Raw genomic sequence first — 12,443 nt, forward strand, 5'->3', positions numbered from 1 at the left:
TCAGTTACTTCTGTACTGACCGATCTAATGATGAAGCGTGTATTCTAACGGTCCATTGACCGTCCTCGGCGTTTGGCTCCTCTATCACAAGTCGATCTTCAGAAAGAGCACTGATAGGAGCGGAAACCTCTATATCATCGTCGAGCGATAAGACGACAGATTTTGGAGAGTAATCTGGATCGATACGGACATTAGCCTCATTCTGTTCATAGAGCATATCTTCTACCTCCTGTTCCTCATAGTCCTCACCTAATATACGACGAGCCCCTTCGTGTACATCCTCGTTAGTCGCAATATCATCACCCACGCTCGTAATTACGCTCTCAAACTCTCGTATCTCGTCTGGACGGAGACCAGCCCCTGTCTTTTCCTCTTTTAGATCACTCAGCCCATTGATGATCGTTTTCATCTGATCCAAACTCGCGCTACTTGTTAGACATCCCAAGAAGTCCTCAAAGTATTCGGATGGAGCGTCTTCCTGGAGGAACTTCACGTCACCAGTGAGCCCAAATTTCTCGGACTGAAAAACTGGATAAGTGCCGCCCTTCTGTAGACTCTCAGCCTCAGGAAGTGCTCGATTGAGTTCTTCGTATTTGAGCTCGTTTGTGTCTTCTTCTAAAACGGAGCGTTGCTCATCATTAAGATCGAGCTTGAGAAGTCCAACGAATTGTTCACCACCTCGTTCAGCAAGAATCGTGAAAAGCACTCCATCAGAAGATCGAGCATCCATCTCTCCTTTCAGACGGTTAGCTAATTTCAGCGAAAGCTCCTCAAACCGATCATAATTCTCGGAGTCTTCCTCTAAGTCTAATTCCATCTCCTTGATTTCGTCCAGCCAGTGCTGTATTCCCCCATCGTTCTCGTCGTCATCGAAGTGTCCAATTCCGACTTTTTGGGTGTCTCGCTTGTTTATAATCGTAGTTAGGTATTCTCGAAAAATATCTAAGATGCCATCACCGATTGTAACATCGCGCGAACTTTGTAGCCATTCTTCATCTATGTCGTTTCCAACCGGTGAGTAAGCGATCCCATGAATATTGATAGTCATTAACAGTACCCCGTGTGCGCCAACATTTATTCCTTATTACACAGGTGAGGTTACACTACACCCCCTATGCTCTATCAGATTTGGATAATATACGGTAATATTGGGAGTGCTGTAGCGTAGTAGGTCCACAACGGTTGATGGCATCTTCAGCACCATTCTAAGTCACATCCCTGGTCTGACTACGTAGTATCGAACGTCACCTGTGACATCAGCCCGGGTCGGTCGTTCTGATCGTCTTGATCTTCCTCGGGAGCCACAATCATCCAACAGACCAACTTCACCTCGTCTTCCTCAATCGGTGGGAGTGGATCAGGAGCCTCGAACGGCTGTAGCCCCAATTCCTCTACCTTGTCGACCAGCTCCCGTGACTTTTCGATAGGGCCGAGAGACTCGTCCTCGTAGATTTCTCGAAGCTCACGTTCGTACTTGCGACCCCACGGAGCCTCTACAGCCTCCACAGTCTCTTGAAGCTCGTCCTGGGTCATATCATCCGGCCAGTGGTCACGGAGATGTTGGCCCACCTCACGGAACAGTCGGCGGATGTCAGGCTGGACGTTCAACGGGTCCGTTTGCTCTTGCCACTGACGATAGATGTCCTCCTGTGCCGTCTCCCACGCTTCGTAGATTTGGTCTCGCATTCCATCTGGGAGAGCCCGTTCAGTATCACGAGAGCATTCGATGCGCTTCAGACAGGTCAGAGTGTCCTGAACCAGTTCGTCGTCCCCATCCATCTCGTGTGGGACGAACCGCATGAAGACCTCGTCCCCGACCCGAGCACAGAAGAAATAGCCCGGGTCTTCACCGCGGAATCCAGACCCAGCGGCCCACGGAAGTGACGTGATCTGATCCTCACGGTCCTCCAGTCCCTCGCGGAGTTCCTGGCGATATTCCTCCCCGGAATACGCCGCCGCTTCAGCCCCGCCTTGTTCGTAGAAATCCGATTCCTCCCGCTGGATCGAGTCTATTTCTTCGACCTTCTCCGCGAAGTTCTGATTGAGGGTATCCATATCCGGTATAACGCCCCCACTCACGCCGATTGAGCGGGCCGCCTGGGTGAGTTTCTCCCGAACCCGGTGTTCGAGCTCAAGAAGATCGTCCAGTCGATCCTCGGGGAAGAACGAGAATGGATAGATTTCCGAGTGCGGGGAATTAACGCGGTCGATACGTCCGTTCCGCTGAACGACGCGCATCGGGTTCCACGGGAGGTCGTAGTTGATGACGTTTCGCGCCTCTTGGAGGTTGACCCCCTGACCCAGGACGTCCGTCGCAATCAGAATATCAAACTCGTCCGTGGCATCCGGTGGGGCGTCACCTGAGTTCGGTGCAAATCCGTGGACAGCTTCCTCTCGTGTGACGCCGTACTTCGAGCCGTCGCCGGACACAGCGGCAATGCGGCCCTCGTAACACGACAAGTCTTCGTCCTCGCTGACGATGGACTCCAGGTACTCGTAAATCCAATCGACGGTGTCCTCGTAGTAGGAGAACAATAGCACCTTGCGGTTCTGGCGGAAGGCCGCCTCAACATCCTCATCCGAAATCTGTCGCGCCTCAGCGTCCTCTCTCGCTGTCTCAACGATGTCCTCAAGCGTATCACGGAGCGCATAGAGTTTCTCGTCATCTTCTCGGCTGACCGCCTGGGCTCCGTCGCGCCATCGCTCCAGTATCTCGATGTCGTGCTCAAGATCAGCCCGAAGCTCGGCGGGATCAGCATCCGCCGCCGCCAGCGAGATATTTCCGTCGGTCGCGTCATCCAACAGCTCCTCCATCCCTTCATCGCTGTCCGTCTCAACCCACTCATCAATCGCATTCGTCTCCGGGAAGTAGCCCTCGTCCATAAGTTGGAGCGCGATGCGATTTTGCGAGATCATCCCGTCGAGGGTGTTCTTGAAAGCGTAGCTTGACGACTCGAACCGTTTCAGGAGCCCCGTCCGCAACAGCCCGACCAAGGAAAGTTCAGATGCGTCCTCCTCGCCCTCTAAGTAGTAGGACGGTCGGTAACGGGCCAGCGTGAGCTCAGCTTCGTCCCTGTCCCCAGCCGCCAGCCCTTCCGCGACGTCGAGGAAATAGTCGTCACCAAACGTCTCTGTGAACGTGTAGTCGACACGCTTGGGCTTCGGATCCGGGAAATTAATCCGCACTTCGCCGCCGTCGCCATCAGGCATCGTCGCGTTCTCATAGTGGTTCTTGATGAACCGCCGAGTCCGGCGTACCGTCGTCTGGTCGAGAATGTCAAACAGCATATCTGGACTGAGATCCGACGGGTCCTCCGCCTGGGCTTGCTTGAACTGGTCTCGAAGCGACCGGATACCCTCGTTGGCAAAGGTAGCGTCGTTCCGGATGAAATAATTCAGGAGGTAGTACAGGTCCCACAGTGAGTTGTTGACCGGCGTGGCCGTGAGCATAACAACGTCCTTTGGCGGATCTCCCCGGAGGAGCGTCCGGAGTGCGTGGGATTGCTGGGTGCCAGGGTTGCGGAACGCATGAGCCTCGTCAATAACGACCAACTGATACTCGTCGACGGGAAGACTGAGATTGTTGGCGTCCCCACCGAGTTGGCTGTCGTTCCGGAGTTCAGCGTAGGATACCGTCTCAAATTGCACACCCCACTCGGCTGGCTTCTGTGTCCACATCCCGTCCCTGAGATACGCCGGTGCGACGACGAGTGCACGCTGTCGGTTCTCCTGGACGTACTGTTCGAGGAGCTTGCCCCCGATATACGTCTTCCCGAGTCCGACCTCATCGGCAATGATGACGCCGTTGTGCTTGTCGAGGAACCGATTTGCTCTCCTGACGCTGTCCTGTTGGAAATTGGTGAGGTTGATCGCACCCCCGTCGTCCTCTCGTTCCTCCTCCAGTTCATCACCGTACCGTTCGTAGAGCACCCGGAGGTAGATTAGGTGTGGATCGTAGGGCTCGAATCGTTCCTCGTAGAGACTGGCGAGGTCGAACGGTTCGCTTTCTTCCCAGAGGTCTTCGAACCAGTCGTTGATGCGTTCGGTTACGTGAGGGTCGTAAGTGCCGAGGTTCAGCTCCAGATTCGAGTTCAGTCCCGCGCCGGTGAAGTTCGATGACCCAGCAATCGCTCCCTGGCTGTCCGAGAACAAGTATGCCTTCCCGTGGACGAAGCTATCCTCGTGGCGGCGCACCTCAACGCGGTCGCTCCGGAGGAAATCCACGAGTTCCTGAAGTCCTTGGTCGACATCCCGCGAGAAACCAAGCAAGTCTCGGTCACGTTCGAGATTCTGATCCAGCGTCTGGAGTGCTTCCTCGATACGCTTGCGTTCATACGCTTCCCCTCGTGGTTCCTCAGGTTGTCGCCAGCGTTCCTTGCCTTCCTGATCGGGTTGAGCCCCGATGAGGAGATGGACCTGATCGACGTGTTCCAGCCCCTCAGCGACTGAAAAGTACCCTCTTGGGTTGAAGTAGCCGGTGACAATGTCGAGGTTGGGGTCGTTAGCCAGCCGATCATCCAAGTCCGAGAGATAGGCGTTGATTGCGGCGGCAAGCGTATTGCCGTCTCGGTTGTCGACGACTTGCGGCTGTTCAGTCATCGTTTCTGGTGCCAGCCGCTTGTTCTTCCTCACGGTCGGTGTGATCGAGGTCCAGTCTATCCGCCCAACTCGCGTAGTAATCGAGAACGCGTTCTAATCGTTCCTCATAATCCCATCCGTTATGGAAGGTCTCAAAGATGACCTCAACGTGCTCGCGAGTCAGCCCATAGAGGTGTGCGACTACAGCATCCAGCTCGTAGATTTTCTCCTGTTTCGTTTCTTCGTCAAGTGGGCCGTATTCGACATCAACTGTATCCGCCCAGTCCTCGTAACGATCATCGACGGCGGCAAGTCGGCCGGAGAGTTCAGTAACACGTTGGCGGAGCTCATCATTGCGCCCTGGGCGAGGGACCGGGAGGGCATTTAGGATATGATATTTCAGGTGTGTCTCAACGAACCTTCGGACATACCAATCGAATGGAATTGAACTCATTATACCAAGTAGATACGCTTCATCTCTCTCATCCCCACTGGGCCAGATGAAATATGGTGCCATCTCCACTAAGAATACCTCTGGCGGGAGGAGTGAGGGTATACATGTTCTTGTATCTGTACTTCGGGCTACATCTCGGAAGGTAAGTCGAGGTTCAAAACAGGAAAGCGTATTCCTGTCATTCACCCATTCTTCCGGCATATCAGAGAATGGAGAGCGGGATCCAGCGTATTGATATGAGTTTTCTCTTTTCTCCTGTACGTAATCGATCATAACATCTGGATCCGCCCACCCGTACCTAACACCTGTATCCGGCTCCCAAATATTGAATGACCCTCCTTTGAAAATTGGCCAATAACTATCAGCGGGATCGTCAGTGAAATGCATCAGTTGGGTGCCATCGTCTTTTTTCTTATCTTGAGTTGAGTGGAGCTCGGTGTTTGGAACAACATTCCACTCACCATCGGAATCCAGACGTGGATGCCGCGCCATTACTCCAAACACTTCTCCTGTTTCTGGGACAGCGGGTAATAGAGGGAAAGAAGAACTATCTGTCCAGTGTTTTGCCCGGGATTGGTCGAAGTAGTGAGGCTCCTCATTCACACCTTTCTCGAAGGCCTCTATGCTCGGAAATGGCCCTCTAAGCGGTAGCGGCGTATCATCTGAAGGCGTTTCCTTCTTGAAACTAGTAAGGGCGATTGTATATTGTGGATGGACTTCAGAGAATATCCAATTTTGATTATTAACTAAGAACGTGATATCTTTCACAACTGACTCTTCGAGGATTTTCTTCCTGAATTGCTCTGTTGCGGGGCCAACAAACGCACTTCTCGGTAGAACTACGCCGACATGTCCCTTCTTGGAAACGAGATGCCAAAACCGCCAACAAAACGCCACATACATATCTGGATCGCCACCGCCGATGCCTGGATAAGGACCCTCAGTAAGCATCTTAGCACGTTTCTCCTCCTCTAATTTCTCGCTTTTCAGCTCCTCTACGAGATCTGGGCGCTCACTTTCGAGTTCATCAATACGCTCCTCGCGTTTAGTTGAGGAAAGACCACGGAGTCCGGGGTAATGCCTTGCCCAAAACTCGTGCCTCTCCAGCTTTGCTTTTTCCCATGGCGGGTTTCCAACAACAACATCAAATCCTGGGTTTTCGGTGTCAAAAACTTCAGGAAATGCTGTGGGAAAATGGAGTGGACTCGTCGACTCCAGTACTTTTTGAGCTTGCTTATAAGCATCCGTTTTTCTAATCTGTATACTGGTGTCCGAAACCGGTTCAGTATCTATACTTTCATCAATTCGGGATGCGGCCAGTACATCGAATCGTGCCCTAACTTCCTCTAATTTCTCCTCGATCTCGGCCCGGGTTTCTCGGGCTTCTTGCACCTGTTCAGCACTGGCGTCAGCAAAGTTTCCGAGACGAGAAATGTCTTCTCGAATCTCGTTCATTACACTCTGACCTCCAGCGAACATACCCAGTGAGGATTGTTCTACGTCAAGAATATCTGTCACTTCTCCCAGTGTGCCAATTCCCGACAGTGAATCACCAGTCACGAGATTGTAATCGAGGAAGGTCAACGGGAGACCGGGGACAAACGTGTGAACCCAAATTGAAAGACGAGCCAACTCTGTGGCAAGTGGATTTAGGTCCGCACCGTAAACACAGCGTCGAGCAACCTGACGGCGGAGAAGTTGCCCTCGCTCGATATTGGGGGTGTATTCCTCATTTTCAAATGCATCTTCCGCGGCATCTCTGAGATTGTCGAGTTCTTTTTCGACTGGCGTGAGTTGGTTTTCAGTAAGGTATGCTCTGAGTCTCGTTTCAATCCGATCCACCGCTCCAACCAGGAAATGCCCCGACCCCATTGCGATGTCCGAGACACGAATATCGAAGAAAGCCTCCGCGGCGGCGTTCTCACCCTCCTCCTCACGTAGCCGGTCGATGCGTTCAATGTGATCGTCAAGTGCGGGCTCAAGCGAATTATCCAAGAGATGCTCGACGAACCTCGTCTTTGTGTAGTAGGTGCCAGTAGCCTTCCGCTCACCGGACTGGCCGTGGAGGTATACTTCACCCTTCTCAACTACAACGTTCTCATCGTCTTCCCCGAGCGTTTGCTGACCACCACTATCGACCGGCTTGTAGTGTCCTTTCTCGTCAGTCGTCAACGGCTGTTCCGCAACAGAGAGCTCTGATTCGAGGAGACCCTCGTAGATGACACCGAACTCTCGGACGCCAATGTTCCGGAAATCGACCGGTCCTTGGTACCCATCTTCAGTCTCGTCAATGAGTAATCGGAATAGCACTGGGCCAAACTCGGCGTTGTTCAATCGGGTGTCCGAAAGCCGCGCACCCGCTTCGGAGACATCCTCATCTTCGGAGAGAATCCGCCCCTCGTAGGCGGGGAGTCCCATTTCCTCGTGACCGTGGTGGATAGCACGCGAGAGCCGCATCACATCGTCCCAGTGGTCGTAGAATGAGTCGTCAAACTCTCCGCCCTCCTGAACGAATTCGTGGAGATCGTGGGCCTTCTGTTTCAGCGAGTGTTGGTCGTAGCGACCGTTCCGCCGGCGGGGAAGAAACTCCTCGTCTTCGGCGTAAGCGATGAACAAGAGACGGTAGAGGAGAAAGAGCGCCATCTCGTAAGTCTGGTCGAGTTCCTCTTTCGTCGGGTCGTTGATGTCGCGTGCCTCGGCGATAGCCTCGGCGAGGTCGGGAATAACGTCGTCGTAGATGCGATTCCGGAGACGCCCACCGAGGTCAGCGGCGTACTCCTTCGAGTCCTCCATAATCTGATGAAGGGCACCGTCGTCGCGGAGGGCATTCGCCGAGAACAACAGCCAGAGGTACGCCGCCTTCTCGTCGGCCAGGAGGTTCGTGTTCACCTCGACGTACGTGTCAGTCCGACCGCGTGAGCCGAAGCCAGCCTCCGGGTTCGTCGTATAGAGACGAAGCGTGTCACCGCTACTCCCGATGACGTAGTCCAGATTTCGCTTATCGGCCTCATTGAGTGCGTACGCTACCGGCGACTTGTTGACGAACCGATCTTGTTTGCGGTCGAATGACTCGTCTTCCTGGAGGAACATAGCCACGGCCCGCTCGTGGCCGTCACTGGTATCCTTGAGGACGTAGCTCTGGTCGGTAAGCCGGTCTATCTCGTAATTCAGCCCCTTCACCAAGTCTCGCGGGTCGTCCGTGAGTGCCTGTTGAGCGCGTTCAGTAGCATCGTCCCAATCGTCGCGTTCGGGGACACCAACCCTGAGTTCGTGCGTCGATAAGAGGCCTTGGTTCCGTAGGCCCGCAAGTTCCTCGTCAAGCTGTGGGAGCGTGTTAGAAAGGAACGACTGAGCGACGTGTCGATCTGGCTTTTTCAGAGCGGCGTCACAGACGCGCTCAGCTTGGCCGCGGTCGACGTCACGAAACACGGGCGGGTCTTCGCCGCTTGGCCCACACAGGCCGACCTTGTCATCGTATAGCGCGACCACGAGAATCGGGTTGACCCGACCGCCTCGCCGGTCGGTGTAGGTTCGCTGGAGGAAATCCTTGTTCGGCCGTTCGCCGTGATCGACGACGACAATCTCTAACGCACTGGATCCTTCGCCTTGATAGAACTCAAATTCGGCGTCCGTCCTATCGTAAGACCAAGGACGACCATCGCGAGATTGGAGGAAACCTGAAGACATGTTTACACCAGTTGAGTGGACGGCTGATATAGTTTGGTGGTGAAACTCTAAGGCGGAGAGGCAATTGACCACATTTGTCGGGTGGGGAAAACCGATGAGAATCTTCCCTTGGTGACATCCTGATAGTCATCATTCATTCAATATATCGGTGATAGCCTATTCACCCTCTACTCTGGCGTACATACAGTCACCACTCTGTTGCCTGTACTTACGGTATCAGCTTACAGGTCCGAACAAGTAGCTATCGGAAAGCACTCTACAATTCCTTTCATTCGGTATACCTCTAGATGACAGTATGAATTTGTGAAGTGATGTTTGCGAAAGCCTCAGAAGCGGCATCAAGATCAGTAACCCCTGTACAAAGTAACTTCCCACTCGCAAATACGAGAATAATATGATCGGAGCCACGGTACACCAACGCGGGGAACTGTTCCGGCTCGTATTCCGCGGTATTCATCCCCAACTCAAGAGTAAGAAGTTCCAGCGGTATTGGTGAGCCGAAGTCGGTCGTAGCTACGATGTTGTTGATCTCGGTCGCTGGTTTGTAATCGAACTTCAGAATATCACGCATCACTCCATTTATTTGCTCAGTTTTATTGTTGAATTCTTCTATTGAGCCACATCCTGTAATAGAACAACGGCCAGATCGATAGAATGCGACATATGTATTATCAGGCGGAAACCGAGTTTGAAGCCAGTGGTTTTGCGATGGTTCGTACGTTACACTGGTGACATCCTCGCGTTCAGAGAACGTTTCCGCTAAGGCCGCAAGATCCAGCTCTTGCCGGTATGTGATCATACCTGAGACGTTGGCGATCTTCAGGTCAACCACTATTCTGTCATAACCATTGGTGGTAATAAGAGAAGCGGGTTTAGTAGTCACCTGGTATGAGCTACTGGCTACTAATCTACTGAGTTACGGCATCAGTGAAGCCCCATCATCCTGAGATCTCCACTCTTTTCTTCTGTTGATGGCATATCAGCGGTATGCCGTCGTTCCGTTCTACAGTTTCCGCCTGAGGGTGTCGACCGCCCCACTTTCGACGGTTAGAAACCAGACAGAAGGGTCCGAAGCGTCGGTGTTAGTGCTAATGTCTTCTGTCGAACCAGCGTAAAGGAACTCACCATCGTCCCAGTTCGGCCGCTCTGGATCGTGAAGGTGTCCAGACACTACGTAGTCGAAACCACCGAACGGCTTGCTGTTAATTTCGTCTAAGTCTACATCCGCACCGGAGCGGAACGGGACAAGTGTCTGGTGTAGCACGAGGATCGAAACCGAACTCATCAGTAAAGTTGGCACGTCCATCTCCTCAACCGAGAATTTCGATCCGGGCCGGTGATCGTAACCATAGACTTTCAGGTCATCTGTAATGTCTGAGCCCTCCATATCGAGGTGAGTTGCAACGCCTTGACGTTCCCATCGTTTGAGGAGACGAGTCCCACGATCGCACTCGTGATTTCCCAAGATATAGTAGAAATCAATACCGGCATCTTGCATCCGCTGGAACGCCGCATCAACAGTATTGCAATCCTCCTCGGTAGCGTAATCGTGAAACACGTCTCCAGTATGAAGTATGGAATCGGCGTCGTGGGCTATGGCAACCTCAATTGCCTGTTCGAATTTTCCAGCACAGTCAATCGATTGATGGGGCTTGCTGGGGTGTTTCTTTCGTCCAACGTGGCTATCGCCCATAACCATCAGACGACAATCCGGAGTGGAATCCACGCGGTCCGCGCCCCATTTGTCAGAGCTATGTAACTTCTTTTTCCGACCATTGTCCCACGTCTGTCCATACCCCTCCCGGATCACGTATTCCGCTCCTTCCACCCATTCTGTCAGCGGGTTATGCTTGTTCCAGATTTCCAGCTCAAACTGTTTCCCAGAGCTATCTTCTACAGTAAGTCGCCAATCTAACTTCTCATCATTGTGATGAACCGCTTCAACAACAGTTACCGAGATAGAGTCGAGATAAGAACGATCATCAATTGCTTCCCAAGAGGACATATCTAAAGAACCGCAACGGGACGTATCATCTTTCCGGAGAAGTTATTCGGGATCAGGCTTTCCTAAATAGAGATACTAACGTTAAGCCGTGTTTGATGGCATTCAGCTCAGAGATTAGCTATCCATCATCTCTCGAAATTCTTGCTTCAGTTCCTCGGCTCGCTCAAACCGGTCGTCACTCGTTGCCAACGCTTCTTCGGAGGCGACAGGGTCGTCGTTGACAGCCCGCTCGTAGGCCGCACTGTATCGCCACGTCGAAGCTCTCCGAATGAAGCTATAGTACTGTCCGAGTGTGCTGAACAACTCCCATGTCTCGGTGCCGTTTTCGTAGCTTTCGAGCTCGCTGTCAAGAGCTTCCTCAAGCGACTCGTAACTGTTCGTGGCTCGCTCGAAGTGCATCATTGCCCGCGAATAGTCGCTCGCCTCAAGGGCGTCGTTGCCCGACACGTACTGATCAACCGCCTCTTGTTCAGTCGACTCGTGTTCCTCCAGCCACGCGTTCACAACCTCGTCGGGACTTTGCTCATCCGTTGTTTCCGATGTACAGCCCGCAAACAGGATTGTTGAGCCGGCTACGGCCAGTACGTTACGCCGCGTTCGACCAGAGAGATCAGTCATCAGCAACCCTCCTGTTGGCGGCGTCGACGAACCCCTGTCTCCTGAGGTTCTTGCCCCACGTCGAGAGGAACTCACTCAGGTCCAGACCTGATTCGTCGTGCTCGTGGGCCAGCGGGTGCTGTGTGTACCTAACCGCCCGCCACTCGTCGTCGTCGATCATGAACACAACTTCGGGATCGCTCATCAGGTCGCCACGTTGCGTGTAGTAGTGCCCGACACTGAGACGACCATCCCCGATCTTCTCAATAGTCAAGTCTTCGAATCCGTCCACCGTAATCGTGTAGTTCTCGTTGACGTTCATCTCCGCAACCGATGGAACGCCCAGATTGCCCAGCATCTCCGAGATGGCGTCCATCAATCCAACACCTCCGCGCCTTCAGCGAATCGTTCAATCTCGCTCTTGCTCAGTGTCCAGCCGTTCTCTGGGAGTTCCGCGACAACGTTGCGTTTGAACCGTTGGTAGTGAGTTACCGCGAAGTGATCGTTGAATGCGTGAGCGAGAAGCGCAATAGCGAGTTGGGCGGGACCGCTACCCCCGTAGTTCCACTCGAAACCAGCCGGGCTCGCCGACAGTAAGTCGTACCGACAGTCCAACGGCTCGCCATCGACAGTGACAGTACATTCTTCACCAACTGGGGCGGTCCTGTCTCGCTGGCCTCGATAAATCGATTGACTGTCGTGGTCGCTTAACGTATCCTCGGCTGACAGGCCAGATGAAGTCGCCGAAGAGGTCTTTCTTCGGGTCAACCCCTGGGTATCGGGGCTCATCGGGCCACCTCCACTATCCGGTCCAGGGCATCCCGAAGCTCGTGGGCGGTATCCGTGAGTTCTTGAGCCTGAGTTTCAAGCTCGGCGGCATTCGATTCGAGATTGTCCGCCGCCTCGATGAGCTCTGTCTCAAGCGTCTCGACGTCAACCTGACCGACCTCTATCCGTACACGTCGGATGTGCTTACACTCGGAAACAGACTCACGGTACTCGAAGTCCGGACACGTACACGCGGGTTCTCGAAGGTCGACGGTATACTCGGAACCACTCTGAGTTGTGACAGAGAACAGTGATTGTGCCTCCTCGATGACGGTCATATGTTCCGTGGCGGCC

At 53.3% G+C, this 12,443-nt stretch carries 9 protein-coding genes; all 9 read right to left on the reverse strand.

The features are described 5' to 3' along the window. Positions 1-4 precede the first annotated feature (4 nt). A complete protein-coding gene (locus BMZ83_RS05885; protein ID WP_074876619.1) occupies positions 5-1,048 on the reverse strand; it encodes a nucleoid-associated protein in 1,044 nt (347 codons plus the stop codon). Positions 1,049-1,227: 179 nt separating this feature from the next. Continuing rightward, positions 1,228-4,599 (reverse strand): helicase-related protein, encoded by a 3,372-nt coding sequence (locus tag BMZ83_RS05890; RefSeq protein ID WP_074876621.1) that lies wholly within the window; start codon positions 4,597-4,599, stop codon positions 1,228-1,230. Continuing rightward, positions 4,592-8,719 carry an Eco57I restriction-modification methylase domain-containing protein gene (locus BMZ83_RS05895; RefSeq protein ID WP_074876623.1) on the reverse strand — a complete coding sequence of 1,376 codons (4,128 nt, stop codon included), beginning with the start codon at positions 8,717-8,719 and terminating at the stop codon, positions 4,592-4,594. Before BMZ83_RS05895 ends, BMZ83_RS05890 begins: the two co-directional genes overlap by 8 nt. Positions 8,720-9,002: 283 nt before the next feature. Continuing rightward, a complete protein-coding gene (locus BMZ83_RS05900) occupies positions 9,003-9,602 on the reverse strand; it encodes a TATA-box-binding protein (protein ID WP_245748686.1) in 600 nt (199 codons plus the stop codon). A 120-nt stretch (positions 9,603-9,722) separates the two neighbouring features. Then, entirely contained in the window at positions 9,723-10,724 is a 1,002-nt protein-coding gene (locus tag BMZ83_RS05905; RefSeq protein ID WP_079990118.1) for a metallophosphoesterase family protein, read from the reverse strand. Between the two features lie 114 nt (positions 10,725-10,838). Continuing rightward, entirely contained in the window at positions 10,839-11,342 is a 504-nt protein-coding gene (locus BMZ83_RS05910; protein ID WP_143076900.1) for a hypothetical protein, read from the reverse strand. Next, complete coding sequence (locus BMZ83_RS05915) at positions 11,335-11,697, reverse strand: DUF6908 domain-containing protein (protein WP_074876631.1); 363 nt, start codon at positions 11,695-11,697, stop codon at positions 11,335-11,337. The genes BMZ83_RS05910 and BMZ83_RS05915 overlap by 8 nt, the downstream gene beginning before the upstream one ends. Then, complete coding sequence (locus BMZ83_RS05920; RefSeq protein WP_174955506.1) at positions 11,697-12,110, reverse strand: DUF6166 domain-containing protein; 414 nt, start codon at positions 12,108-12,110, stop codon at positions 11,697-11,699. Before BMZ83_RS05920 ends, BMZ83_RS05915 begins: the two co-directional genes overlap by 1 nt. Beyond that, on the reverse strand, positions 12,107-12,427 hold the full coding sequence (locus BMZ83_RS05925) for an SWIM zinc finger family protein (RefSeq protein WP_143076901.1): 321 nt from the start codon (positions 12,425-12,427) through the stop codon (positions 12,107-12,109). The genes BMZ83_RS05920 and BMZ83_RS05925 overlap by 4 nt, the downstream gene beginning before the upstream one ends. Between the last annotated feature and the right edge of the window lie 16 nt (positions 12,428-12,443).

Origin of the sequence: Halolamina pelagica, assembly GCF_900115675.1 — an archaeon.
Lineage (GTDB): Archaea > Halobacteriota > Halobacteria > Halobacteriales > Haloferacaceae > Halolamina > Halolamina pelagica.

What these genes read in the sequence shown, in the direction of transcription:
- BMZ83_RS05885 (WP_074876619.1), bottom strand. Translation starts at nt 1,048, where the DNA reads ATGACTATCAATATTCATGGGATCGCTTACTCACCGGTTGGAAACGAC.
- BMZ83_RS05910 (WP_143076900.1), bottom strand. Translation starts at nt 11,342, where the DNA reads ATGACTGATCTCTCTGGTCGAACGCGGCGTAACGTACTGGCCGTAGCC.
- BMZ83_RS05915 (WP_074876631.1), bottom strand. Translation starts at nt 11,697, where the DNA reads ATGGACGCCATCTCGGAGATGCTGGGCAATCTGGGCGTTCCATCGGTT.
- BMZ83_RS05920 (WP_174955506.1), bottom strand. Translation starts at nt 12,110, where the DNA reads ATGAGCCCCGATACCCAGGGGTTGACCCGAAGAAAGACCTCTTCGGCG.
- BMZ83_RS05890 (WP_074876621.1), bottom strand. Translation starts at nt 4,599, where the DNA reads ATGACTGAACAGCCGCAAGTCGTCGACAACCGAGACGGCAATACGCTT.
- BMZ83_RS05905 (WP_079990118.1), bottom strand. Translation starts at nt 10,724, where the DNA reads ATGTCCTCTTGGGAAGCAATTGATGATCGTTCTTATCTCGACTCTATC.
- BMZ83_RS05895 (WP_074876623.1), bottom strand. Translation starts at nt 8,719, where the DNA reads ATGTCTTCAGGTTTCCTCCAATCTCGCGATGGTCGTCCTTGGTCTTAC.
- BMZ83_RS05925 (WP_143076901.1), bottom strand. Translation starts at nt 12,427, where the DNA reads ATGACCGTCATCGAGGAGGCACAATCACTGTTCTCTGTCACAACTCAG.